Here is a 23,487-nt window from a genome sequence, read left to right on the forward strand (position 1 = left end):
TGAATAGTGTGTCTTTTACTTTTTTTCTATTGTAGAACGGAAAAGCTCGCAAAGCATTTTCACGCGTTTTTCCTCGATCGTTTTTTCATCGAAGCTCATTGGCTTTGAATTAATTTCATAAATAACATATCTTCCTTCTGAAGTTAACCCCAGATCAATGGAGAACTCAGCAAAGAACCCGTATTTCCTATTTAAATCTTTCCCGCAAAGCTCTACGATTTTTTTGATTAAGAGGTCTTGTTCCTTTGTTTGAAATTGTGAATAAGGAAGTAGCTTTCCTCCATTAGGAATATGTGTAGTTACTTGTTGATTGCCAGATTGTCTAATACCTACACCAACAGGGACATGCTTTTCACCTTGGAAAACAGCTAATATTCTAAAATCATACCGTTTTCCTTGATAAAGTTGAGGGCTTACAGCTTGCTGTGCAATATAGAATATTTTGAGAAATATATTAGACCATTTTCCCCAGTAATCATGAAAATCATGGTAAATAGCCTGATGGCTTTGGTCAACGAGTAAAACTTTACCATCTCTTTTCAAATTAATTATATGGATGCCTTTTCCCATTGAAGAATTTGCTTGTTTTATATAAAGAGAGCGATGAGTTAAAAGAAATTCTTCTAATTCTGTTTTGTCTTCGATTTTTATTGTCGGTAAGAAATACGGTTTAAGATCCAAATGATCCTTGAACTGTAAGTAACAATCGTATTTGTTTAAAAAACATGGGTTATAAAAGGGGATGGATTGCTCTTTAAAGAGAGTTACAGCTTCTTTAAAGGCGGTGGTATCTTCATGTTTTCGAAACGGAACGCGGTTGTATACTAGGTGAGGAAAGGGAGCCAATACAGTCTCCCATGTATGATTACTAGGATCATATTTTGCAGCTTTTATACCGTTACTTAAGATATCGTCAGAAGAGAAGACAACCGATGTTCCGCCTATCTCTAATATCTCCTGTTGAATGGATCGGAACAACGGAATATTGCCAACTAGATTTCTGTCACCTTTTTTACTGGTTAGAATACCGATAAAAGGATTTATATTCCTAAGATTAAGAGAAGTCATTTAAAGACCTCTCCTGGCTGCTTAATCGCTTGCTCTGATAAAAAGACACCAAATGCTAGTGAAAGTTTACGAGTTAAAAGGTCAAACTCCTTCATATCGGGGTGCTTAAAGATCGAACGACCTGGTTTTGAATTCGCCTCAAAAAGCCAAACTTTTCCTTCACGGTCGACTCCTAAATCAAACCCAATTTCCCCCACAATGCCTTCCATATGATTTTCTAATACATGGCTTAGTAGAAGACTAGCTTCAGATAATTTTTGCAGTAGCTTCTTTTGCTCCTCTTTATCCTCAATGACTTCTTCAATGGTTTTTATACAACCACCACTTTTGACGTGCGTAGTCACACTTCCAGGTCCAGCTACCTTTGCTGCAACGGCGGTAACCTTCCAACGGCCATTTTCATCTTTATTGGTGTGAACTCGGAAATCAACTGGACAGCGCTCATGGCGCAGTAAGTGTATCCCTTGTTGAACAAGAAGATGATTTAGCTTGTTATTCGGAAACGTATGCTTCATTAAAGCTTCTAATGTTTCAAATTTTCTAAGACGATTGATTCCATCAGTATCTCGGAACCGACAATAATAATGATTTTGTTCTCGATCATAAAGGACTTGAAAAATTCCAAGGCCCAAGCTTCCGTTCATCGGTTTTACATACACATGACCATATAAAGAAAGCATTCTTTCAATCATTGAAAAAGAAGTAAAAGGATGTGTTTCTGGTAGTAGAGAAGAAACAGCATCAATCGATTCAAGTCTCTCAAATACATCTAATTTATTAAAAAAGCCTGGATTATACCAAGGAATTAAATACTCGCTTTGCAATCGATCTTTTACTTTTCGCATTGCCGCCTTTTTTTCGCTCCGGCGGTTTGGGAGTCGATCATAGATGACATTTGGGAACGGCAAAATCATGGATTCCCACCCATTCTTGTGATAGATAAGTCCCTCAATCGTTCCTTCCTCCCAATTGATATGCTGTTCGCCAAAAACAAAGGGGAGGGCTCCAACAAACTTTTTAACAGATAACAACTTGGAAAAAAACATGGATCTTTCTCCAATCGGCCGCATGGCAAATGGAGTAAAACCCGAGGTGAAAATTCCAATAAGAGGACCAATATGAATGGTCTTTTCTGCGATAAATAGATGGAAGGGAATGTCTAAAGATGGGAATTTAATAGCTTCTGCAATGTCTGGGCTAAGAACAAGAACATTTTTCCCATCTGGGTGTGGATAGCATGTTGCTTGGATCGCAAATGTTCCGAAAGAGATACGAGTTGGAGCATGATGATTAGAAAGCTCGGATGGAAAGTATACGGTACCTCTTTCAAGATGGTCGCTAATGTCAATTCGATATTGTTTTTTCATGATTCATCAAACTCCTTTTTTGCTCCATCAGGTGTTTTGCATAAAGGATGGGAGCTAACTCTAGCACAGCTTTTACTTCTGGTGTGGTGGAAATAACTACTTTTCTTCCCGGCTTTGAATTTACGTCAAGTATCCATAGTGATCCATCCTTTGCGATACCAATGTCAACACCGATTTCAAATAAAGGACGGAAGGTACCTTCCAAAATAGTTGGAAGGAGGGACAAGATATATTGAACTTCTTTTAGAAGAAAAGAAGATGGAGAATTTTCTTTTGACCATTCCTCAAAGGTATGAATTTTCCCGCCGGCACTAATATTTGAAACGATAGACCCAACAGAACCTTCACGAATACCTTTGCCACGAACAATCCACTTACCATGTTGATTCTTTTGCAGCAAAATTCGAAGGTCAAAAGGATGCCCCTCCTTATTGGTTAAATGTTTATAGGGTTGAATGAGAAATGTCTTCTTCTTTAAAAGAGATTGAAGCCAAACAGAAAAAAGTTCTTTTGATTCAAAAACACGGCTCACATGTTTCCCTTTTTTATCGGTTTCAACAATATATTGCTCTTTTTCTTTTTTTATAAAGTAAATGCCCTTCCCTTGAGAACCATTAATGGGTTTAATAATGGCTGGGTTGATATGTGAAAGCGAGTGTATCACTTGATCTGCGTGCGCAACTAGTGCTGAGTGAAGTAGATAGGGATGGAGCTTTGAATGATTCAAGACATTATAAAGTTCCATTTTGTTTGGAAGACCATAACCTATAAAAGTTACATCATTTCGTGTTTTTAACCAACGTACAATGGATAGACAACTTTGGGAATGCGTATCATCACCATAAAAGCATCTGTCGTACAAAATATCAGGAAGTGGGAATTCTGCTTCGATCCAGCGGGATTCGTTCAGATTATATTCCTCACCAACGATAATTTCTGACGTTGGTACAATATTCGATGGGACAAACCTAAAGCAACGGATTCCATAGTTGCTGGCAGCCTGTGCTATTCCACTGAAATAAGAATTTTCATTCCTCAGGTTTAATGTCATGAATCCAAAGGTCAGCATGAGTGTTCTCCTCCAATTCCTTGCTTTTGTACTCGAAAGCGAGTGCTGTACATAATTCCATAATTGCTCTTGTAGAAGGACGAATTTTAACTTCTTGCTCTTCGAAGTTTTTTGAGGGCTTTGAGTTTACCTCAATGAGCCAAAGCTTTCCATCCTGGTCAACGCCTATATCTAAACCCAATTCACCGGTTAAACCATCTGTGTTTTCACTAATTACAGCTGAAATTTCCTTGGCTAACTCTTTCATAAGCTCGAGTTGCTGAATCGCCACATCTCTCTCAAAGAGTTCAGTTAATGCTTTAATGGGTTTATACGTTTCCCCACCTCTAGCAATATTGGCTACAAATTGTTTTTCGCCTGATATCCTAGCTACTACAGAGGTGACTTTCCATGCATTATAAAGATTTTTGTGACATAATACTCTAAAATCAATGTGGCGATTTTTATATAAAAGCAAGGGGATACCTTGCTGAATAATATAAGTTGAATTTTTTCGGAAGCGTGAAAACCATTTGAAAAAGTGCTCAACCTTAGAAAAGGACATGAAATCATCACTCTGTGTTCCGGTTGATACCTTTACGATAAATGAATGACTTTCTTTGTATAAGTGTAAGATTTTTCGACCTTGACTCCCATGGATGGGTTTAATAAATAGGCTCGAATGGTTATTTAATAACTCAAGAAAATTGGTCTCCGTAAATAGTAAAGTTTCTGGGAGATGTGGTAGCAAATGGTCCTCTTGAATTAACAGTTCATGAACATCCCATTTTGATAAGAAGCGATCATTAAAGAACGGAATATTCACTCTTGTCATTTCGTTTTTTATATTATTAAAATAGTCACTTCGCTCCTTTTTTCTTGAGTGAATGCGGTTATAAACGACATCAGGTGGAGGGAATGTATGTTTCTTCCAGCCGTCATTATAGTAATAGCCACTTATTTCATCTATCGAAAAATCATCACTTTTAAATACGTAAAAAAGTCCACCTGTTTGCTGTGTATGGTAATGAAGTTCCTCGCAAAATGTATGAACGGACCGAAAATTCGGTTCATGATTCGTTTCCGTGCTGTCTGTCATGAGGGCTACAATAGGACCGACTATTAAGGTGTTCGACTCTTCGATAAATTTGGCTAAATACTTTGTTGCCACATTAGGTATTTTAAATTGTGGGAGTAGGGATGAAGGCAGGTGTACTTCGTTTTTTGGTAAATCATTTATTTTTACATAAACTTCTATACACTCCCTACCAATCTTTAGAAATATGGTAGGACGTGCTAAAATGTGAAAATAACTTGCTAGTGCTCTGCTTATCTGAATACAATTTTCTTTTGTTTGAAACGTTTCGGTAGGAATAACCGTAATAGGTAAGTAAGAAGTAGCCATCACGATACCTCTTTCTATTGACCATGTATATGGGCAAAAGCTGATACGGTATCGTATGAAAAAACAAAAACATTTGTGAAAATTTTTATGGAAGGTAGATGTTGTATGAATATAGCAATAACCATAGTCTTTATGGTTGTCATTGGAGCAGTGATTGGAGGATTTACTAACTCACTTGCCATTAAAATGCTGTTTCGCCCATATCGAGCACTTTATATAGGAAAATGGAGAGTGCCGTTTACACCTGGATTAATTCCAAAGAGAAGAGATGAATTAGCTGAACAAATGGGAAAAATGGTGGTTGATCACCTACTAACTCCTGAGAGTATTCAGAAGAAATTCTTAAATGAGCAATTTCAGAAAGATATGATAAAAGTTGCTCAAACGGAGCTCGATCCACTTTTAAGAAGCGAGCTTACATTGGCACAAGTCTCTGAGAGGCTAGGCTTTAAGCATTTAGAAACAAGTACAACTGAAAAATTGTCTTTATTTATTCATAACAAATACGAAGAAGTGATGCCTCGTTTTAGGGAGAAACCGATTAAGGATGTGCTTCCGAAGGAGCTTCAAGAAAAATTAAGTGAAAAGATCCCTGATATTAGCGAATATATTCTAGTAAAAGGTAAGGATTACTTTAATAGTGCAGAAGGTCAGCTTAGAGTGGAAAGAATGATTAATGATTTTGTCCGTGAACGAAGTGGGATGTTAGGGAATATGCTACAGATGTTCCTTGGAAATGTAAACCTCACAGAAAAGATTCGTCCAGAGATATTAAAGTTTCTTGAAAATGAAGGTACAAAGGACCTGATAACGACACTTCTTTCAAAGGAATGGGAAAAACTATTAAATAAGAAAACGGAAGAATTTGAGGAGCAATTAGGAAAAGAGCAATTATTACAACTGATCAATCAAACAGTAAAAAAGTTATTAAAGATCGATCAACTTGTACAAAAACCTATTTCAGAACTGCTTGAAAGTAATCGTGAGAACATCATTAACGATTTTGTTCCTGCTGGCTTGCGCTTAGTTTTTGACTGGACTACTGGCCGTATGGAGACCATTCTTGAGCGATTACATTTAGCAGAAATTGTGAAGGAGCAAGTCGAAACGTTTTCAGTAGAACGACTTGAGGAAATGGTATTGTCCATTTCTAGAAGTGAATTAAAGATGATCACGTACTTAGGAGCATTATTAGGAGGAGTTATTGGCCTTTTCCAAGGTATTGTTGTTCTATTCATTGGATAGGGATTATTCGCTTTTTATTGAATTGTTTGGTATAGTTGGAAGGATTTCTTGAAAAGGAGTGTATAAATATGGCGGTTAATTTACATGATGCAGCTTATGAATTAGAAAAGGCGATTCGCTCAAGTAATGAATATGCGAGTTTAAAAAGAATCTATGATGAAGTAAATGCTGATCCATCAGCAAAACAAATGTTTGAGAATTTTCGTAACTTACAGCTTGAATTACAGCAAAAGCAAATGATGGGCCAAGAAATTACACAAGAAGAAGTTGAGCAGGCACAAAAAACAGTAGCACTTGTTCAACAACATGAAAAAATTGCGCAGCTAATGGAAGCTGAACAAAGAATGAGCATGATTATTGGTGAATTAAATCAAATTATTATGAAGCCACTAGAAGAGCTCTATGGAGCTATGGGACAATAGTATTTAAAACACTTTATCTATTTTGATAAAGTGTTTTTCTTTTTAAACAACAAACTCTTCCTTCTAATTGTTCTAATTGCCTCTCTGTTTTCATACATGTGATATAAAGGGAAATGATGAAGGTGGGGGGCACTAACTATGATTTATCGTCTGCTTGCTATAAATATAGACGGAACACTTCTTCAATCAAACGGGCGAATCCAAAGGTCAACCAAGGAAGCCGTTGAATATGTGCAGGGAAAGGGAATTTATGTTACCTTAGTGACATCTAGAAGCTTTCCATCAGCAAAGAAAGTCGCAAAGGCATTAAAACTCGATTCCTATTTAGTCACACACCGGGGGGCTTATATTGCAAGTTCGATGGATCAACCGGTGTTAGTAAGAAGAATTTCGGAGGATGTCACCTTCGAGCTGGTTCGATTATTAGAAGCCTTTCACTGTCAAATAAGATTAGTAGATGATCGGTATTCATTGGCCAATCGCTCAAGAGTGAGCAATAATTTACTAGCAAAAACAGTGTTTACTTCAGGAGACCCAGTCTTTTATTCACAACAATATGTGGATTCACTAAGCGATGCCATTTCAGACGAACCATGTAGTCCACCAAAAATAGAGATATATTTTGAAAGGAAGGAAGACCTTCAGGACGCAAAGAAAGCTATCTATACGATGTATGATGAAGTAGATACATTGCAGCTTGATGAGCTTCGATTAGAAATTGTACCAAAGGGTGTATCAAAGTTAACGGGTCTTTTATACTTAGGAGAAAGACTCGGTGTGAAGCGTTCAGAAATGGTGGTTATTGCCGATGCAATAGATGATATAGATATGATTGAAAAGGTAGGGTTAGGTGTTGCCATGGGGAATGCACCCGTTGAGGTAAAAAAGGCAGCAGATTGGGTCACTCGCTCAAATAATGAAAATGGTGTTGGATATGTTGTAAAGGAACACTTCCGTAAGCAACAGCCAATTGAATTCTTAAAGAAAATGAATATTATCAAGTAATTGGAAGGTATGGATCAACGATTGAAAGTTGACCCATACCTTTCATTTTTGTACACTTTTAAAGCAATGATATAAATTTAACTAAAAGGTGATTCTTTTGCAGATTAATATACATGGTTTGATGGAAGAAAAATTCCAACGCCCACTTACCAATATAGCCAACTTATTTTTTGAAGAAACGAAAGTATTCATGGAAAACCATTCGGACCAAGCGGAGTTAACAGTAAATTTTGATTTGCAAGTAACGGATTGGCTTCATGTCCAAGCGGAAATACCAGGTTCTGAACCACTACATGCAAATTATGAAAAAGCCCTCCCAAATGATCTTTCTCAAAAAGAAAAAGAGAGAATGATTAAACATGCGATTTCTTATGTATATTTATCTGTTCTACAAACTTATACAGGAATGACACAAAAGTGGGGGATTTTAACAGGCATAAGACCAACGAAACTTCTCCACAAAATGTTGCATGAAGGGATGCCGAAAGAGAAAGCGCACCAAAAGCTTCAAACGGAATATATGATTTCTGATGAAAAGATTCAATTAATGCAGAACATTATTGAACGTCAATTATCCGTTATTCCGGACTTGTATCAACTGCAAAACGAAGTGAGCATATATATTGGTATTCCGTTTTGCCCAACGAAATGTGCGTATTGTACGTTTCCTGCCTATGCTATTAATGGAAGACAAGGATCGGTCAATTCATTTTTAGGTGGTCTGCATTTTGAAATGAAAAAGATCGGACAGTGGTTAAAAGAAAATAACGTGAAAATCACCACTGTTTACTATGGTGGCGGTACTCCTACAAGTATTACTGCTGAAGAAATGGACATGCTCTATGAAGAAATGTACGAGTCTTTTCCTGATGTAGCAAATATTCGTGAAGTAACGGTGGAAGCGGGTCGCCCTGATACCATCACGCCTGAAAAGCTAGAAGTATTAAAAAAGTGGAATATCGATCGAATTAGTATTAATCCGCAATCATATATTCAAGAAACCTTAAAAGCGATAGGCCGTCATCACACGGTAGAGGAAACAATTGAGAAATTTAAGCTTGCGCGAAAAATGGAAATGAATAACATTAATATGGACTTAATTATTGGTCTGCCTGGAGAGGGTGTTGAAGAATTTTCTTATACTCTTCAAGAGACGGAGAAGCTCATGCCAGAATCGTTAACCGTGCATACCCTTTCCTTTAAACGCGCTTCTGAGATGACGAAAAATAAAGAAAAATACAAAGTTGCAGAGCGTAGTGAGATTGAAGAAATGATGGGGCTTGCGGAAACCTGGACGAAAGAACATAATTATGCCCCTTATTATTTGTATCGCCAAAAGAATATTCTAGGAAATCTGGAGAATGTAGGGTACGCCCTTCCTAATCAAGAGAGCATTTATAATATCATGATTATGGAAGAACAGCAGACAATTATTGGATTAGGTTGTGGTGCTGCAAGTAAGTTTATTGACCCTTCAACAGGAAAGATTACGCAATTTTCAAATCCAAAAGACCCAAAAACATACAATGACTCATACGAGAAATATACAAATGATAAACTAGAAATACTCACCAGCTTATTCTCAACCCCAAGCTCTTCTATTAAGTAAGGAGATACTGGTAATTATAGTAGCCACGGATATTAGTTATCCGTGGCTTTTTTGTATGTTTCGTGTATTTGTTCCATATTTAATGGTCGCAGCATTCGGTTTTCCGGATGGTCAATTGGTTGAAATCCGAATTTTTCATACAGGCTGTGAGCATCCTTGGTGGTTAAATGGAAGGCAGCCCCCTTTAGTCTTGGCTCACTAACAATCGTCTGGATTAACCATTTGCTTAATCCTTTACCCCTGTACTCTTTTATCACAAACACATCTGCTAAATAAGCAAATCTAACAAAATCAGTTATTACACGAGCAAAGCCAATTTGCTTGGCTGAAGAATTTTCTTGTGGATTACCATCAAACAGTCCAAAACATAGATGAGAATTCTCTATAGATTTTATTACTAAATCGCGAGTCATTCCCTTTCCCCAATAAGATTCGTGACAGATAAATTGTTCAATAACATCAAGATTTAAAAGATCTTTGTTAGTTGTAATAAAAAATTGATTATATGAGTAGGTTGATTTCAAGATGGGCACTCCTTTCCTTATTAACTATACCGATTTTTGGGATAATTTTAAATAATTAGTTTTTTATCCAATGGAATATCGATATAATAATAGAAGAGAAGTCATGGGAGGGGAGAAGGATGAAAACGAATACTGAGGCCGATGTAGTGTTAGTAAATGTAAATGGGCGAGTGGCAACGATACAATTGAATCGACCAGAAAGCTTGAATTCACTAAATGTGGAGCTAATCAAGGGATTGACGACTAAACTAAAGGAAATAAGTATCGCAGATGATATTGATATTGTGATTTTAACTGGAAACGAACGTGCCTTTTCATCAGGTGGCGATATAAAAATGATGCTACAGGAAACGGATGAAAGCGATTTCTTTAGTGTGATGGACAGCATTAACGAATTGATCATGACTCTTTATTCGTTACCAAAGCTAACTATTAGTGCTATATCAGGCTCTGCTGCTGGTTTAGGTCTAAGTATCGCTTTAGCGACAGACTATATTCTAGCGGATGAAAGAAGCAAGCTTGCCATGAATTTTATTGGAATTGGTCTAGTACCTGATGGTGGAGCTCACTTCTTCCTAGAGAAAAAGTTGGGTGAGGATCAAGCGAAACAGCTGATTTGGGAAGGAAAAGTAATGACTGCGGATGAGGCATTCCAAAAAGGCCTCATTCATGAAGTTGCTCCTAATTATTTGGAAGCACTGAATCATAAGCTTGAGGAATATTTAAAGAAACCACTTCAAGCTATGATTAAAACAAAGAAAATATTAGTTGAGAAAAACCGACCTCAGCTCTTAAAAATACTTGAGCTAGAGAAATATGCACAGCACAAAATGAGACAAACGGAAGACCACAAAGAAGGAATCCGTGCCTTTGTCGAAAAACGAAAACCTCAGTTCAAAGGGAAGTAAAAAGAAACTCAGCCATTAGTTACTGGCTGAGTTTTTTTTACATAGGAGGTTTTTGCAAAATAGATGTACGAAAAAGTGTAACTTTTTCCATTTCCGTACGTAATACCTTATGAAAGAGGAGGGAAGGACATGGTGTTAAAAATCGAAAATATAACAAAGCGTTTTGGAACGTTTACGGCAGTGAACAATCTTTCTTTAACCATACCAGAAAGAGAGATGTTTGGTTTTCTGGGGGCAAATGGAGCAGGGAAGACAACGACTTTTCGAATGATCTTAGGCTTAATGGATAGTAGTGAGGGATTAATCACATGGGGCGGAAAACCCATTAATTATTCAACGAGCAGATATATTGGCTACTTACCGGAAGAACGAGGACTGTATCCTAAACTTAAGGTAAAGGAACAAATTGTGTACTTGGCAAGGCTAAGAGGAATGGAAAAGGGAGAGGCACAGAAGGAATTAGAAAACTGGCTCGAACGATTTAAAGTTCCCGAATATGCAAACAAAAAGGTTGAAGAGCTTTCTAAGGGAAATCAGCAAAAAATTCAGTTTATCGCTGCCGTTCTGCACAAGCCAGAATTGCTTATTCTTGATGAACCTTTTAGCGGACTTGATCCGGTAAATGTCGAATTGCTAAAAGAGGCCGTACTGGACTTAAAGAAAAACGGGACAACAATTGTCTTTTCAAGTCACCGAATGGAGCATGTTGAAGAGATGTGTGAGCATTTATGTATCATGCATAAAGGAGCACCTGTTGTACATGGCTCTCTTAGGGATATTAAGAAGAGCTTTGGTAAGAAAAATGTTGTGATTCATGCTGATTTCTCACTCGACTTTTTAAAAGAATTTCCTGGAGTAATAAAGCACAAAAAGACCGCAGAAGGAATTCATCTTCAAATAACGGGGGAAGAAATAGCAGAGAAACTACTTAAGGAAATTGTTCCCTATGGGTTTATACGAAAGTTTGCCCTTGAGGAGCCGAGTTTAAATGATATTTTTATCGAGAAGGTAGGTGCCTCGTATGAATAAATTTTGGATCATCCTGGCTCATACCTATATGAGCAAATTGAAATCGAAATCATTTATTATCACAACAGCTGTTACACTCTTGATTATTTTAGGACTTACGAATCTCTCAAACGTGATGAATTATTTTAATAAAGGAGAATCCGGAGAGGAAATTGTAGTTGTTGATGAGAGTGGAGCACTTTTCTCACCATTAAAGGAGCAAGTTGAAGCAGTCAATGAAGATATTAAACTAACCCAATTTACCGGGGATGAGGAAGCGGCAAAGACAGCGATAAGAGAAGGTGAATATGATGGACTTCTTCTTGTACGTTTAAACAGTGTGAACTTACCTGAAGCAACCTATCACGCAATGACCATTGCTGATACAACCATTGCAAACGAAGTGAAAAATAGCCTTCAGCAATTGAAAACACAGTTAGCCGCTACACAGATGGAACTCTCCCCAGAGGAGCTAGCAAAACTGTATGAGCCTGTTGAATTCGAGCAACTAGCATTAGAAAAAAATGCAAAAACAGAGGAAGAACTAAACCAAGCTAGAGGCCTTGTTTATGTACTTTTATTTGTCATCTATTTCTCTGTGATTCTTTATGCAAACATGATTGCAATGGAAGTTGCAACGGAAAAATCTTCTCGTGTAATGGAGATCCTTATTTCAAGCGTATCCCCGATTAAGCAGATGTTTGCAAAGATTCTTGGTATTGGGTTATTAAGTATTACACAAATGGCTGTTTTACTTGGTGTAGGGTATGCTTCCATTAAGCAAAATCTTGATACGATGCAAGGTGGGTTTTTTAGCTTTTTTGGTTTTGGGGATATCCCGTTAGCTACCATTGTATATGCCGTTGTATTTTTTATTTTAGGATACTTCCTTTATTCAACTCTTGCTGCCTTTCTTGGGTCACTTGTTAGTAGAATAGAAGATATTCAGCAGATGATTACACCAATGACGATGTTGATTGTTGCTGGATTTATGATTGCTATGTTTGGATTAGGTCAACCAGAAACGCCTTTTATTACGATCTCCTCGTATATCCCGTTCTTTGCTCCCATGCTAATGTTTATGAGAGTTGGTATGTTATCGTTACCAATTTGGGAGCCAATACTAGCAATTGCGATTCTCATCGTCACTATTATTCTTCTAGCAATTTTCGGCGCAAGAGTATATAGAGGTGGCGTGCTCATGTATGGACGCTCAACTTCTTTTAAAGATATTAAAAAAGCCCTTCAGTTGACAAAAAATAAATAAGCAAGCTTCGATTTTGAAGCTTGTTTTTTTTCATTTAGTATAAGAACGTGCATTCGTATTTTTAAGATGATAAAATATAGAAAAATAGAAAACTAAATGAGGAACCATTATGAAGAAAGTTAAATTTATTCATGCTGCAGATTTGCATTTAGATAGTCCGATGGTAGGCCTTAAATTTTTGCCAGCATCCATCTTCTCACGTCTAAAGGAAAGTACGTTTGTCGCGCTTGAAAGAATCGTGAATAAGGCGATTGAGGAAAAGGTCGATTTTGTTATTTTAGCTGGCGACCTATTTGATAGTGAGGATAGAAGTATTAAAGCTCAAACAAGACTTCGTAATGAAATGAAGCGGCTTCAAACTCATGGAATATCTGTATTTGCTATTCATGGAAACCATGATCACCTTGATGGAAGTTGGGCACATCTTGATATGCCTGAGAATGTACATATCTTTTCAACAGAAGTAGAAAAAAAATTATATCAAACGGCAAATGGGAGCCATATTCACTTATACGGCTTTAGTTATCCTAGCCGGCATGTCTTCGAAAGAAAAATAGTTGATTATCGAAAAGAGGAAGAAGCGGATTTTCATATTGGGATACTACATGGAAACATCGAAGGAAACCATGACCACGGAAATTATGCCCCATTTTCATTAAAGGAATTACTAGACAAGGATTTTGATTACTGGGCCCTTGGACATATTCATAAGGGCTCGATCCTCTCACAAGATCCTCCTGTTATTTATCCGGGAAATACGCAAGGGCGAAATAGAAAGGAAACAGGGATAAAAGGGGGTTATCTAATTGAATTAGAAGAAGGGAAGAAGAGTATTGATTTTTTTCCTACCTCAGATTGTGTGTGGATAGAGAAGGAGATCAATGTAAGTGAAGTAAATGGGTTTGAACAACTTTACTTAACCTGTAAAAGTGTGCTTGATACGGAAAGGGAAAATAAGATAGGAATTCTACTTAAACTCCATTTAACTAATCTTTTAAAGGAAAATAATCCAAGTGAAAGAGATATTTTAAATGATTTATTGGAAGCTCTTCAAGAAGATGAAAGAGAAGAAACTTCTTTTGTTTGGCCATATGCTGTAACTGCTGAAGAACAGAGCATATGGGATAGAGAGACATTGGCAAACCAAACGGATTTCTATGGGGAGCTATTTCGCCTTTCAGAGGAACCAGGGGAACTTGAAAGAGGTCTAGACTTACTATATAAGCATCCGCAAGCAAGGAAATTTTTGAACCCACTAACCGATGAAGAAAAAAAAGAAATGATCCAATATGCGGAGTGTTTTTTAGTGGAACAATTGTTAAAAGAATAGGAGGTGAAAACCATGATCATTAAAGAAATACAAATTTATGGTTACGGTAAATTGGAAAATGTTTCGATTTCTAATCTGAATTCCTTTTGCGTTTTTTACGGAGAAAACGAAGCGGGCAAATCAACGATTATGTCTTTTATTCATAGTATGTTTTTTGGTTTTCCGACAAAAGTTCAGGCAGAGCAAAGGTATGAGCCGAAATCAGGAATCAGGTATGGTGGGAAGCTCCTTCTTAAAACAAGTGATAAAGGACGCATCGTTATTGAACGAACGAAAGGGAAAGCCACAGGTGATGTTACCGTTACTTTAGAGGACGGTACAAGAGGGGGAGAGGATCTCCTGAAAGAGCTGTTATCCCGTATGGATAAATCTCTTTACCAATCGATCTTTTCGTTTAATCTACAGGGGCTTCAAAATATACATCAGTTGAAAAAAGAGGATTTGGGCAGGTTTTTATTTTCTACGGGTGCTATCGGTACAGACCGTTTGGTTTCGATAAACGCAACCCTACAGAAAGAGTTGGATGAAAGGTTTAAACCAAGTGGAAAAAAACCTATTATTAATGAAAAATTAAAAGAGCTAAAAGAAGTTTATAGTCAGTTAAAGGGTTCAGAAAATAAAAATGAAGGCTATTGGCAGTTGGAACGGCAACGCGATGAACTGGTTGAGGAAATCTCTCAACTAGCGCGAAAAGAAGAAAACTTACTGCAAGAGCTTCAGCAGCTAAAAGAATGGAAAAAGCTTGAACCAGTTGTCAAAGAGCTTGAATATGTAAATGAGAAAATAAAGGGAAAACCTCCCATTCAGTTTCCTGTAGATGGCATTAAAAGACTAGATCAAATAATTCAATGGATGAAGCCGTTGGAAGCCGAGAAAGAAAGGCTAGATAGGAAAATATTAGAGCTAAATGAGGAGATAAGAAATTTTCAACCCAATCTCGAACTTTTAGAAAAAGAAGTAGACATTCAAGACGTATTGGACAGACTTCCTTTACTCGAAACACTCTGTGAGGAAGAAAAAAGTTTGCGCATTCAGATTGAACATCTACAGAGACAAAAACGAGAGAGCTTAGACAAATTACATATTCCTTTAAACGATGATGCACTTTTGAATATTGATACGAGTATGTTTATGAAGGAACGTGTGAACGTAGCACATAAAAAGCAATGGAAACTCAATGAAAAGAAAGAAGAGCTTGATGCGTTATTTGAGCAAGAAAAGATGGATTTAGAGTTACTCGAAAATAAAATAGCATCTCGTAAGAGTGAGTTACTTTCCGAGAAGGAATTTCGTGAGCTCGAGGAAGAGGTAATGCACTCCAGTCCATCTAGCTTAAGAAGTGAGCTAATACAAGTGAAACAAACAATCAATATGTTAAAGGGATATGAGGAGGAAGCAAGCAAGGATTCGAGGAATCGCTTCTTTCAATACCTGACACTTACATTCGTATGTATATTCCTTGGTGTCTTTGGTGTTCTGAAATCAGAATCTTTATTGATTCTTTTTAGTATCAGCTTGATTCTTATTGTGTTGGTTTCTTCACTTTTTACAAAAATGAAGAAACCAAAGAAAAATAGTCGAACGCAGTTAGAGGAATTGATAAAAAAGGAAAAAGAACTTGATGCACAAATTCAAGGATTAAATCCTGAGAGATTTCACGAGAATAAGGGGCGGTTGGAAAAGGAGAAACAAAAAGCGGAAGAGTTCAAAATTCTTAACGTGAAATGGGAGCAACAAAATAACCATTATGAACGAATCATCTCAGAGTTTGAGAAATGGGAAACGGAGTCTGCAGAAATAGAATCAGAACTGAAATTTATTGCCCAAAAACTATGTTTATCAGAAGAAATTACAAAGGCATTTTTGGTAGACACATTTGACCTATTAGTACGTCTCAAGAGCATGATCCATGATCAAAATGCCCTCCAATTACAATTGGATAAAAAGACTGACGCCATTCAAAAGATTTCAAATCGTATCGAAGAGCTCGGAAGATTATTTATTCAAAAGCAGATACCAGTGTCACAACTGGCAATGGAACTAAGAAATCGATTAAGAGAAGAACAGCAAAAGTTTATAATATTCAGTGGGAAAAACGAGAAGCTCGAAGAAAGTACAGAGGAGTTAGAGAGGGTCCAAAGTGAACTGAATCAGTTTGTTACAGAAATGAAAGAACTATTTGTTTTAGCTGATGTAATCAATGAAGAAGAGTACCGTCGTGCAGGACTTGATATGGACAAACAAAATGAGGAAAGAAATAAAGTAGAAGAACTTGAAAAGCAAATCGCTTTTTCATCGTTAACAAAGGAAGCAATCGAAAAATTGATCAAGATTACTGATATTGATCAAGCCATAAAAGAAAAGAGTGGGAACATTGAGCAGAATCATAAAAGACGTGAGGAAGCTTTAAAGACTCTTTCAGAAACAAAACATCAAATTTCGATACTTGAAGAAGGAGGAATGTATTCAGAACTTCTTCATAAGTATACGCAATTGAAAGCTGAGTTAGAGGATGAAGCAAAAGACTGGGCACGTATTGCTCTAGCTAAAGAACTACTGAATCAAACCATGAGGGTATTTAATGAAGAAAAGTTGCCGGCCGTTTTAGAAAAAGCCGAGGAATACTTATCATTTTTAACGGATGGCAATTATCAGCGCATCGTTCCAAAAGAGAATGAAAGTGGGTTTCATATTCATCGCAAAGATTATTCTGTATTTGAAGCAAATGAATTAAGTCAAGCAACAATGGAGCAGGTGTATGTGGCGATAAGACTTGCCCTTGTGACGACCATTTATAAAAAAAGACCATTCCCTATTATGATTGATGATAGCTTTGTGAACTTTGATCATATTCGAACGAGTCGGGTTCTTCAATTATTAAGGAAAATAACAAATAATCAAGTTATATTCTTCACTTGTCACCGTCATTTACTAAAGGATTTACAAGATAGCCATATCATCCGTCTCGAAGAAATTCCCGTTCCTCAGTTGAAGTGAGGACGGGATTTCTTATACAGCCGAAGAATTACCATCCTCACCGTCTATGAATATTAACTTCTATGATGATTAAATATGCTATACTAGAATCATAGAAAGGGGCGTATTTGATGTCAAAAGGTATCCTTGATTATGAAGTAGGAGAAGCTATTGAACAGTTTCTACTAATAAAAAATTCTGTAAAAGGGATCGCTAGTAATGGTAAGCCCTTTTTAACGATTATATTCCAAGATCAAAGTGGTGAAATAGAAGCAAAACTTTGGGATGCATCTGATGAAGATGAGAAAATATATGCAGCACAAAAAATCGTTAGAATCGTTGGGGAAATACAGAACTACCGTGGACGTAATCAATTAAAGTTAAGACAAATCCGGCCTGCAGCTCCTACAGATTCTGTGAAGTTAGCTGACTTCTTGGAAACAGCACCTGTTAGTAAGGATGAAATGTCTAGTAAAATTACACAATATATTTTTGAAATGAAAAACCCTAATATCCAGAGAATTACAAGGCATTTATTAAAGAAACATTTAAATGAGTTTTTAGAGTACCCTGCTGCAACAAAAAACCACCATGAGTTTGTGTCAGGCTTAGCTTATCATGTGGTTAGTATGCTTGACTTAGCTAAGGCAATAGCTGAACTTTACCCTAGCTTGGATAAAGATTTATTATACGCTGGAATCATTCTCCATGACCTTGGAAAAGTAACGGAACTATCTGGGCCCATTTCGACTTCATATACTGTCGAAGGCAATCTTTTAGGTCATATATCTATTATGGTTAACGAAATTGGTAAAGCGGCTGATGAGCTTCATATTACTGGTGAAGAAGTGGTTATCCTCCAGCATCTTGTGTTAAGTCATCATGGGAAGGCTGAGTGGGGAAGTCCCAAACCACCACTAATTAAAGAAGCAGAAATTCTTCATTATATTGATAATTTAGATGCAAAAATGAATATGCTAGACCGAGCATTAGAGAGAGTAAAACCTGGTGAGTTTACCGAAAGAATTTTTCCTCTAGAGCAAAGGTCATTTTATAAGCCAACTTTTCATAAATAATCCCTAACAAAAAATGCCCTTAATGGGCATTTTTTTGCTTTTTACCTCATATGGTTTATTATGACTTGGACAACCATTAAAGTAAAAGGAGGACGTTCTATGATACCGATTTGGGTTTACTTTGTAGTTGCTGGAATTTTCATAAGTGCAATGATGGCACTTCGTACAGGGAGGAAAGAGAGAGAGGAAGAACAGCAAAGTATCGAACGAGAAGGAGAAATATATATGAAGAGGGTTGAGAGAGCCAGAGAGGGCCGTTCAGCTCAATAAAAAAGGTTCCAGAGTATCTGGAACCTTTTTACTTAAAAGGCCTAATATTAGCCTTGTGTTGTGGCTTCTTCACTGTCCAATGCTTTTTCTAAATCTTTATCTTTAATTTCTACTTTTGCATCCTTCAGTTCGCGTTCCATTGCTTCAGTAATCGATGCTTCGTCTAGCTTGGACACTTTTACTTGATGTTCAATTTCAGCTTTCATATCTTCGTATGATTGCTTTTCTTTCTTCTCAGTTACCTGGATAATATGGTAGCCATGCTCTGTTTTTACAGGTTCACTGATTTTGTTAACCTCAAGTGCATAGGCAGCCTCTTCAAACTCAGCAACCATTTGTCCAGCTCCGAACCAGCCAAGGTCTCCACCGTTTGCTGCAGAAGCTGTATCTGTAGAGTATTCTTTTGCTACATCTTCAAATTTTTCTCCAGCATCAAGTTTAGCTTTTACTTCTTTTGCTTTTGCCTCATCTTCAACTAAAATGTGACGAGCTTTGATTTGTGGCTTATAGTTTTCGTAGTATTCCTTCATTTCTTCTTCTGTAGCCTCAATATCCTTCACAGCGGCTTTTTCTTGTAGCATACCAATTCTGAACGTTTCACGAAGATCATCTTCGCTATCGTATCCATATTGAGCTAAAGCAACTTCAAAATTGTCACCTAGTTGCTCTTTTAATTCAGCAATTTTTTCATCAAGCTCTTCATCACTGACTTCATAGTTGTCAGAAAGAACTTTTTCATAAACAAGCTCACGTAAAGTAGCTTCTCCGTATTTTTCTTTCATTGCCTCGTAAAGCTCGTCCTTCGTAATATCCCCTGCAGACGTTTCTACAACCGCTGCAGAATCATTCGCATTGTTACATGCAGTTAACGTAACGATGCCAGCAATGACTGATAGGGATAACATCCATTTTTTCATCTTGAACACTCCTACAAAATTTATTTCGTATCATTCGGTCACAAACATTACTATACCATACCTAGTGGGAAGAGCAAAAAAAAATATCTGTTCCACAATGGTAAATCTTCAAAAATAAGTAAATAGCCCATCCCATTATGCAATGGGTTACATAATATAAAGGGAACTAGCAATTAGTTCAAAAAAATCAGGCAATCCTTCAAGTTTACTGGAATGCCACCATTAAAATTAGAGAGAAAGGGAGGTTTTAATGATGGGACACAATGGCTTTGCGCTACTTGTTGTATTATTCATCTTATTGATTATTGTGGGGGCAGCTTATTGTTAAGCTCCATATGAAATAACACGAATCCTTTTAACGGATGTAGCTGTACTTGAATAGGATATATTAACTTTCCTTGAGAGGAGGTGTTAGAATGGGTCACTCATATGGTGGAGGCTTCGCGCTAATTGTAGTATTGTTCATCCTTTTAATCATCGTTGGTGCTGCTTGGCTATAAGCGAATAAATGATTAAAGAAAAAAGAGCGGTGGATGAATGTCCACCGCTCCTTGTTGTTCTATGTAAATAGGATTTCTACATAGGAAGATATCAGAAGGATTGTTATTAATATATTAATTGTCCTAAAAATTTGCGGCTGTCGTTCTTCAGGAATCTCTTTCTGTAAACAGAGAGAGTTTGTAAGTCTGTTAATTTGGAATAAAATAAAAACGGCGAGCACTATAAAAAGAAAAATCATCGATAAATCCCTCCTATGGGAAGGTGTTTTCTTGTATTGTATCATAATCAATTTTTAAGTTAAAAGAAAAATTGATTTAGCTACTATTAGAGAAAGAGGACATCAGTATGATGTCCCTTCCTTATTGATAATTAAAATTTCGTAACCATCTTCGTTTTCTTCAATAAATGCATTCTTAGGAGCGCTAATTACATCTTTTCCGCAAATAAGATCAGAAACAGACATTCCAATATGGTAAGCTATTAAAATCGTAAAATAGTGTGCGTAATGTGGAAATAGGAAGCAAGCTGCCAACAATACTGAATTAATAATGACAAATGGCGATAGTAGAGCAATTAAAAACTGATACTTTTTAATAGGTTCTGTAATTTGAATTTTAATTGTTGGAATAAAGCCAAATTTTATATCTACGTTTTTTTTAACCTTCTCATTTAAATGAGCAATTGGCAAAAAATGTAGAAATTTATGAGCAGGATACAGTAAAAATAATGCTAAAATAAAATAAATAAAATGATTGTCATAAAAGGATGTTGCAACAAATAAGTATGTTGCCGGAATATAAAGTAGAATAAAAGTAAATAACATAGTTAAGGCAGACAGTATAAAAAGTCTCTGCGATCCATATTGTCTCGTAAAGTTTATTGTTTTCCAGCAATTCAAGCGAATCAGCCTCCAAATGGAGATATAAGTATTTTGTAAGCTTCATATGTTCCACTTACTTTAGATACTTTACGATGAACAGATGAAAAAATCAATAGGAAAACAGCAAACAATTTTCGATAAATTTTTTGTCATATCATTTTACATTATATACAATAGAATTTATGAAGAATAGAAAAGAGGTAGAAGGATGTTTGACGAGGAATTATTAGAGAGAATAAAGCGCTTAGAGTACCATCAATCCTTGCTTTTAAAGATGATTGGTAGCAATAAGGCTAAATTTGATTTGTTAGTAATTGAAAGAGGTTTATCTGAAAGTGATGTACAGGTATTTTGTACGAATTGTGAACGAATGAGCATAGAATTGGAAGAACAGAAAGCGGAAGGATTTGTATACTTTCATCCGCTTTTTAAAAAGTTTAAAGAAGAATTACACCCACGGTTACAAGTAGATGAGGTAATTCATGCGTGTATCTTCCAAAGACTGTTTCTACCATTAATGGATGAGCTTAAAAGGTACTTATGATTATACATACTCAGACGATGATTTTTTCTTTGTAAGCTTTCCTTCTTTTTCTTCAAAATCCTGTTCAATGTTTCTAAATGAAGTTTCGAAAATCTCCATAAAGTCGTCCCCATAAATATTTCGGACAATGGCCATTACCTCAATGATATCGGGAAACTTGCCGTATAGTTCCTTTAATGGCAAAGCACCTGAGAAAGCTGCATTTCCTGATGGCTCATAGTGTTCCATTAGGTCTAGAAGTATGTTTTCTCCTTTTTCAGTAATTTGCACATACGTGTTTCGCTTATCATTTTCCTTTTTAGAGAATTCTAAAAGTCCTCGCTCTTCCAGTTTCTTTGAAAAGTTGAAAGCTGTTGAAACATGCATAACCCCAAATTTCGCCACATCAGAGATGGATGCACCATTTAGATGGTAAGCAATCCATAAAATATGATGTTCATTAATGTTCAGATCATGTGGCTTAATCCACTGCTGCCAATCCTTTTCAATGGCTTTCCAGAGAGCTTTGCTTAATTGTGCAATTCTCTGACTAAATAGCATTGCTTCTTTCATCGTATAATCTTTTCCCGTCATCCCTATTAGTCACCCACTTTTTTTTTGTCTATTATTTTCATTATGCCAATAAAACAAAAATTAATAAAGATGTAATTTACAAAATTTTTAGAAATTAGATAAAATTTTATTTCCAATTTAGAATGATACCGACAGATTTATTGGATTAATCGCAACAAACATTAATGATTAAGTTGAATATTTCTTCTCAAATGAAAAAAATCCTTCTTTTCTATTGAAAAAAAGGATCAACAAAAGCTTCTGTTTCTATAGTGACTATTTTTTTTGTAAATCATTTTCAAGTTTTCTTAACGCTTCTTGAATAGAATCAAGTTCCACTTTTATCGCATTTTGGTTATAAGCGGTAGACTCCTTCCAGGCTTGTACACTAATTTTTATATCTTTTATTAAGCTTGAAAGGACAACTTTCCCTTCTTTAGTAACTGATACCATCTCATTGCTCAAATCTCGTATAGAATTGCTTAGAGTGGCCAAATTTTGTCTCCATTCCTCTTCTGAACGGACTAAATTTTTCCGAAGTGCTTCGCCAGATCGAGGAGTTGTTAGTAACGTAGCAACACCACTAGCAATTCCTCCAACTACCATTCCAAGAAGGACTTTCTTTGCATTCATAAACTCACCCCTAAAATTTCATGTATAGGACTTATATTAACATGATACATCATAGGTAAACATGTTGTATCACATAGATTCTCTGATCCAAGCATATATATAAATATTTCACGAACAAGAAGGTGGTAGAGTGGTTAGCTTATTCTTTCTAATAAGCATAATTTGTTTAGGGGCCGCAGTTTTTTATATTTTATCCTTAATGAAACCGGGTTTTTATCCTCCAAAAAAGTTGTTGAAAAAAAGAGCCGGAGCATTTTTAGGGACTGGAATCGTCCTTTTGTTAGCTGCCATTCTTCTTTCCAGCATAAAATAGAAAAGAACCCTTAAAGGGTTCTTTTCTATTAACCAGAAATAACTTGCTGGTTAAGTTTTGTTCTTTTAACAATTACATAAGCAATTGGGTAAAGCACAATCATAGCAATTGTGTTAACCACAGTAGCAGGTAAGACCACACCAGCAAATAATGCTGCAAATGGACCTGGCAAGCCAGCAATTACACTAGCTGCACCTAGGAATACAAGGCCGGACACAACTGTACCAACAGCAGTTAATACACCAACACTCACCATATTGTTTCTAAATTTCTTAAGAGCTAGAAATAAACCAAAGAAAACAAAAGCAGTGATTGGCTTATCGATAATATTCGGGAATAGCCCTCCAGGAAAGCTCGTAGTTAAGCCAGAAATAATGCCTGTAACTAATGAAACAAGCAGTACATTTTTCTTTTCTGGGAATAGCAGTATTCCTAAAAACATCATCGTTAACATCATGTCAGGCTTCATTCCAAAAAGAATGGGTGGAACAACTGCATGTAATACCGCACCCATACCCACTAGTAATGATAGTGCAACAAGATTTTTCGTATTCATTTCTCATCTCTCCTCGTCTGTTCTATTCTCATTTTCGTTCCTCCTATAGTGCACTCTTTGCCT

Annotated in this window: 26 protein-coding genes; 15 read left to right on the forward strand and 11 right to left on the reverse strand. The window is 36.4% G+C overall.

Annotated features, from left to right (window positions below; translation table 11 throughout):
• Positions 1 to 15 precede the first annotated feature (15 nt).
• Genes M3175_RS16120 through M3175_RS16135 form a run of 4 tightly spaced genes read right to left on the reverse strand, consistent with a single transcriptional unit; the run spans position 16 to position 4,888 of the window.
• Positions 16 to 1,068, reverse strand: coding sequence for a YheC/YheD family protein (locus M3175_RS16120; RefSeq protein ID WP_251521044.1), 1,053 nt, complete (start codon positions 1,066 to 1,068; stop codon positions 16 to 18).
• Positions 1,065 to 2,435, reverse strand: coding sequence for a YheC/YheD family endospore coat-associated protein (locus M3175_RS16125; protein ID WP_251521046.1), 1,371 nt, complete (start codon positions 2,433 to 2,435; stop codon positions 1,065 to 1,067). The genes M3175_RS16120 and M3175_RS16125 overlap by 4 nt, the downstream gene beginning before the upstream one ends.
• The gene (locus tag M3175_RS16130) at positions 2,413 to 3,504 is read right to left on the reverse strand and encodes a YheC/YheD family endospore coat-associated protein (protein WP_251521048.1); all 1,092 of its coding nucleotides are present in this window, start codon (positions 3,502 to 3,504) and stop codon (positions 2,413 to 2,415) included. The genes M3175_RS16125 and M3175_RS16130 overlap by 23 nt, the downstream gene beginning before the upstream one ends.
• Positions 3,464 to 4,888, reverse strand: a complete 1,425-nt coding sequence (locus M3175_RS16135) for a YheC/YheD family endospore coat-associated protein (protein WP_251521050.1) — start codon at positions 4,886 to 4,888, stop codon at positions 3,464 to 3,466. The genes M3175_RS16130 and M3175_RS16135 overlap by 41 nt, the downstream gene beginning before the upstream one ends.
• Before the next feature lie 105 nt (positions 4,889 to 4,993).
• Between M3175_RS16135 and M3175_RS16140 the strand changes: the two genes are divergently transcribed.
• The 4 genes from M3175_RS16140 (at position 4,994) to M3175_RS16155 (ending at position 9,169) form a co-directional block, all read left to right on the forward strand.
• A complete protein-coding gene (locus tag M3175_RS16140) occupies positions 4,994 to 6,133 on the forward strand; it encodes a DUF445 domain-containing protein (protein ID WP_251521052.1) in 1,140 nt (379 codons plus the stop codon).
• A 68-nt stretch (positions 6,134 to 6,201) separates the two neighbouring features.
• Positions 6,202 to 6,555: a YlbF/YmcA family competence regulator gene (locus tag M3175_RS16145; protein ID WP_119707111.1), complete on the forward strand. Its 354-nt coding sequence runs from the start codon at positions 6,202 to 6,204 to the stop codon at positions 6,553 to 6,555.
• Between the two features lie 138 nt (positions 6,556 to 6,693).
• A complete protein-coding gene (locus tag M3175_RS16150; protein ID WP_251521055.1) occupies positions 6,694 to 7,560 on the forward strand; it encodes a Cof-type HAD-IIB family hydrolase in 867 nt (288 codons plus the stop codon).
• 97 nt (positions 7,561 to 7,657) lie between these two features.
• Entirely contained in the window at positions 7,658 to 9,169 is a 1,512-nt protein-coding gene (locus M3175_RS16155) for a coproporphyrinogen III oxidase (RefSeq protein WP_251521059.1), read from the forward strand.
• A gap of 32 nt (positions 9,170 to 9,201) precedes the next feature.
• Here the strand turns inward: M3175_RS16155 and M3175_RS16160 are convergent, their stop codons facing one another.
• Complete coding sequence (locus tag M3175_RS16160; protein WP_251521061.1) at positions 9,202 to 9,693, reverse strand: GNAT family N-acetyltransferase; 492 nt, start codon at positions 9,691 to 9,693, stop codon at positions 9,202 to 9,204.
• Between the two features lie 119 nt (positions 9,694 to 9,812).
• Between M3175_RS16160 and M3175_RS16165 the strand changes: the two genes are divergently transcribed.
• The 7 genes from M3175_RS16165 (at position 9,813) to M3175_RS16195 (ending at position 18,528) form a co-directional block, all read left to right on the forward strand.
• On the forward strand, positions 9,813 to 10,601 hold the full coding sequence (locus M3175_RS16165) for an enoyl-CoA hydratase (RefSeq protein ID WP_251521063.1): 789 nt from the start codon (positions 9,813 to 9,815) through the stop codon (positions 10,599 to 10,601).
• 129 nt (positions 10,602 to 10,730) lie between these two features.
• A complete protein-coding gene (locus M3175_RS16170; RefSeq protein ID WP_251521065.1) occupies positions 10,731 to 11,630 on the forward strand; it encodes an ABC transporter ATP-binding protein in 900 nt (299 codons plus the stop codon).
• Positions 11,623 to 12,876, forward strand: coding sequence for an ABC transporter permease (locus M3175_RS16175; protein WP_251521067.1), 1,254 nt, complete (start codon positions 11,623 to 11,625; stop codon positions 12,874 to 12,876). The genes M3175_RS16170 and M3175_RS16175 overlap by 8 nt, the downstream gene beginning before the upstream one ends.
• Before the next feature lie 109 nt (positions 12,877 to 12,985).
• Positions 12,986 to 14,206 (forward strand): metallophosphoesterase family protein, encoded by a 1,221-nt coding sequence (locus M3175_RS16180; RefSeq protein WP_251521069.1) that lies wholly within the window; start codon positions 12,986 to 12,988, stop codon positions 14,204 to 14,206.
• 12 nt (positions 14,207 to 14,218) lie between these two features.
• Positions 14,219 to 17,203: an ATP-binding protein gene (locus M3175_RS16185; protein WP_251521072.1), complete on the forward strand. Its 2,985-nt coding sequence runs from the start codon at positions 14,219 to 14,221 to the stop codon at positions 17,201 to 17,203.
• A gap of 110 nt (positions 17,204 to 17,313) precedes the next feature.
• Positions 17,314 to 18,258, forward strand: coding sequence for a 3'-5' exoribonuclease YhaM (gene yhaM, locus M3175_RS16190; protein ID WP_251521075.1), 945 nt, complete (start codon positions 17,314 to 17,316; stop codon positions 18,256 to 18,258).
• A 99-nt stretch (positions 18,259 to 18,357) separates the two neighbouring features.
• On the forward strand, positions 18,358 to 18,528 hold the full coding sequence (locus tag M3175_RS16195) for a sporulation YhaL family protein (protein WP_251521078.1): 171 nt from the start codon (positions 18,358 to 18,360) through the stop codon (positions 18,526 to 18,528).
• Positions 18,529 to 18,575: 47 nt separating this feature from the next.
• Here the strand turns inward: M3175_RS16195 and M3175_RS16200 are convergent, their stop codons facing one another.
• Positions 18,576 to 19,445, reverse strand: a complete 870-nt coding sequence (locus M3175_RS16200) for a peptidylprolyl isomerase (protein ID WP_251521081.1) — start codon at positions 19,443 to 19,445, stop codon at positions 18,576 to 18,578.
• A gap of 250 nt (positions 19,446 to 19,695) precedes the next feature.
• Here M3175_RS16200 and M3175_RS16205 point away from each other — a divergent pair, with 250 nt between their 5' ends.
• Both M3175_RS16205 and M3175_RS16210 read left to right on the forward strand, forming a co-directional pair.
• The gene (locus M3175_RS16205) at positions 19,696 to 19,773 is read left to right on the forward strand and encodes a YjcZ family sporulation protein (protein ID WP_119710501.1); all 78 of its coding nucleotides are present in this window, start codon (positions 19,696 to 19,698) and stop codon (positions 19,771 to 19,773) included.
• Positions 19,774 to 19,861: 88 nt separating this feature from the next.
• Positions 19,862 to 19,945, forward strand: a complete 84-nt coding sequence (locus tag M3175_RS16210) for a YjcZ family sporulation protein (RefSeq protein ID WP_119707122.1) — start codon at positions 19,862 to 19,864, stop codon at positions 19,943 to 19,945.
• A 59-nt stretch (positions 19,946 to 20,004) separates the two neighbouring features.
• Here M3175_RS16210 and M3175_RS16215 read toward each other — a convergent pair whose 3' ends face one another.
• Positions 20,005 to 20,184 (reverse strand): hypothetical protein, encoded by a 180-nt coding sequence (locus M3175_RS16215; protein WP_251521085.1) that lies wholly within the window; start codon positions 20,182 to 20,184, stop codon positions 20,005 to 20,007.
• 102 nt (positions 20,185 to 20,286) lie between these two features.
• Complete coding sequence (locus M3175_RS16220; protein ID WP_251521088.1) at positions 20,287 to 20,769, reverse strand: DUF3267 domain-containing protein; 483 nt, start codon at positions 20,767 to 20,769, stop codon at positions 20,287 to 20,289.
• A gap of 265 nt (positions 20,770 to 21,034) precedes the next feature.
• On the opposite strand from M3175_RS16220, the gene M3175_RS16225 reads away from it, so the two are divergent.
• Positions 21,035 to 21,370 carry a DUF1878 family protein gene (locus M3175_RS16225; protein WP_251521091.1) on the forward strand — a complete coding sequence of 112 codons (336 nt, stop codon included), beginning with the start codon at positions 21,035 to 21,037 and terminating at the stop codon, positions 21,368 to 21,370.
• On the opposite strand, the gene M3175_RS16230 is transcribed toward M3175_RS16225, so the two are convergent.
• Positions 21,371 to 21,943 carry an HTH-type transcriptional regulator Hpr gene (locus tag M3175_RS16230; RefSeq protein WP_251521093.1) on the reverse strand — a complete coding sequence of 191 codons (573 nt, stop codon included), beginning with the start codon at positions 21,941 to 21,943 and terminating at the stop codon, positions 21,371 to 21,373.
• A gap of 255 nt (positions 21,944 to 22,198) precedes the next feature.
• Positions 22,199 to 22,555 carry a YtxH domain-containing protein gene (locus M3175_RS16235; protein WP_251521096.1) on the reverse strand — a complete coding sequence of 119 codons (357 nt, stop codon included), beginning with the start codon at positions 22,553 to 22,555 and terminating at the stop codon, positions 22,199 to 22,201.
• Positions 22,556 to 22,685: 130 nt separating this feature from the next.
• Here M3175_RS16235 and yhzF point away from each other — a divergent pair, with 130 nt between their 5' ends.
• Entirely contained in the window at positions 22,686 to 22,868 is a 183-nt protein-coding gene (yhzF, locus tag M3175_RS25695; protein WP_503328609.1) for a membrane protein YhzF, read from the forward strand.
• A 28-nt stretch (positions 22,869 to 22,896) separates the two neighbouring features.
• On the opposite strand, the gene M3175_RS16240 is transcribed toward yhzF, so the two are convergent.
• Positions 22,897 to 23,424 carry a tryptophan transporter gene (locus tag M3175_RS16240; protein WP_251521101.1) on the reverse strand — a complete coding sequence of 176 codons (528 nt, stop codon included), beginning with the start codon at positions 23,422 to 23,424 and terminating at the stop codon, positions 22,897 to 22,899.
• Positions 23,425 to 23,487 lie beyond the last annotated feature (63 nt).

The sequence above is a fragment of the Robertmurraya korlensis genome (assembly GCF_023715225.1).
Taxonomy (GTDB): domain Bacteria; phylum Bacillota; class Bacilli; order Bacillales; family Cytobacillaceae; genus Robertmurraya_A.

Bases quoted from the DNA above. Each gene is read 5' to 3' on its own strand.
- M3175_RS16145 (WP_119707111.1), top strand. From the start codon at position 6,202: ATGGCGGTTAATTTACATGATGCAGCTTATGAATTAGAAAAGGCGATT.
- M3175_RS16140 (WP_251521052.1), top strand. From the start codon at position 4,994: ATGAATATAGCAATAACCATAGTCTTTATGGTTGTCATTGGAGCAGTG.
- M3175_RS16185 (WP_251521072.1), top strand. From the start codon at position 14,219: ATGATCATTAAAGAAATACAAATTTATGGTTACGGTAAATTGGAAAAT.
- M3175_RS16205 (WP_119710501.1), top strand. From the start codon at position 19,696: ATGATGGGACACAATGGCTTTGCGCTACTTGTTGTATTATTCATCTTA.
- M3175_RS16125 (WP_251521046.1), bottom strand. From the start codon at position 2,435: ATGAAAAAACAATATCGAATTGACATTAGCGACCATCTTGAAAGAGGT.
- M3175_RS16240 (WP_251521101.1), bottom strand. From the start codon at position 23,424: ATGAATACGAAAAATCTTGTTGCACTATCATTACTAGTGGGTATGGGT.
- M3175_RS16225 (WP_251521091.1), top strand. From the start codon at position 21,035: ATGTTTGACGAGGAATTATTAGAGAGAATAAAGCGCTTAGAGTACCAT.
- M3175_RS16170 (WP_251521065.1), top strand. From the start codon at position 10,731: ATGGTGTTAAAAATCGAAAATATAACAAAGCGTTTTGGAACGTTTACG.
- M3175_RS16120 (WP_251521044.1), bottom strand. From the start codon at position 1,068: ATGACTTCTCTTAATCTTAGGAATATAAATCCTTTTATCGGTATTCTA.
- M3175_RS16195 (WP_251521078.1), top strand. From the start codon at position 18,358: ATGATACCGATTTGGGTTTACTTTGTAGTTGCTGGAATTTTCATAAGT.
- M3175_RS16210 (WP_119707122.1), top strand. From the start codon at position 19,862: ATGGGTCACTCATATGGTGGAGGCTTCGCGCTAATTGTAGTATTGTTC.
- M3175_RS16150 (WP_251521055.1), top strand. From the start codon at position 6,694: ATGATTTATCGTCTGCTTGCTATAAATATAGACGGAACACTTCTTCAA.
- M3175_RS16200 (WP_251521081.1), bottom strand. From the start codon at position 19,445: ATGAAAAAATGGATGTTATCCCTATCAGTCATTGCTGGCATCGTTACG.
- yhaM (WP_251521075.1), top strand. From the start codon at position 17,314: ATGTCAAAAGGTATCCTTGATTATGAAGTAGGAGAAGCTATTGAACAG.
- M3175_RS16165 (WP_251521063.1), top strand. From the start codon at position 9,813: ATGAAAACGAATACTGAGGCCGATGTAGTGTTAGTAAATGTAAATGGG.
- M3175_RS16130 (WP_251521048.1), bottom strand. From the start codon at position 3,504: ATGCTGACCTTTGGATTCATGACATTAAACCTGAGGAATGAAAATTCT.
- M3175_RS16175 (WP_251521067.1), top strand. From the start codon at position 11,623: ATGAATAAATTTTGGATCATCCTGGCTCATACCTATATGAGCAAATTG.
- M3175_RS16215 (WP_251521085.1), bottom strand. From the start codon at position 20,184: ATGATTTTTCTTTTTATAGTGCTCGCCGTTTTTATTTTATTCCAAATT.
- M3175_RS16220 (WP_251521088.1), bottom strand. From the start codon at position 20,769: ATGTTATTTACTTTTATTCTACTTTATATTCCGGCAACATACTTATTT.
- M3175_RS16235 (WP_251521096.1), bottom strand. From the start codon at position 22,555: ATGAATGCAAAGAAAGTCCTTCTTGGAATGGTAGTTGGAGGAATTGCT.
- M3175_RS16230 (WP_251521093.1), bottom strand. From the start codon at position 21,943: ATGACGGGAAAAGATTATACGATGAAAGAAGCAATGCTATTTAGTCAG.
- M3175_RS16180 (WP_251521069.1), top strand. From the start codon at position 12,986: ATGAAGAAAGTTAAATTTATTCATGCTGCAGATTTGCATTTAGATAGT.
- M3175_RS16135 (WP_251521050.1), bottom strand. From the start codon at position 4,888: ATGGCTACTTCTTACTTACCTATTACGGTTATTCCTACCGAAACGTTT.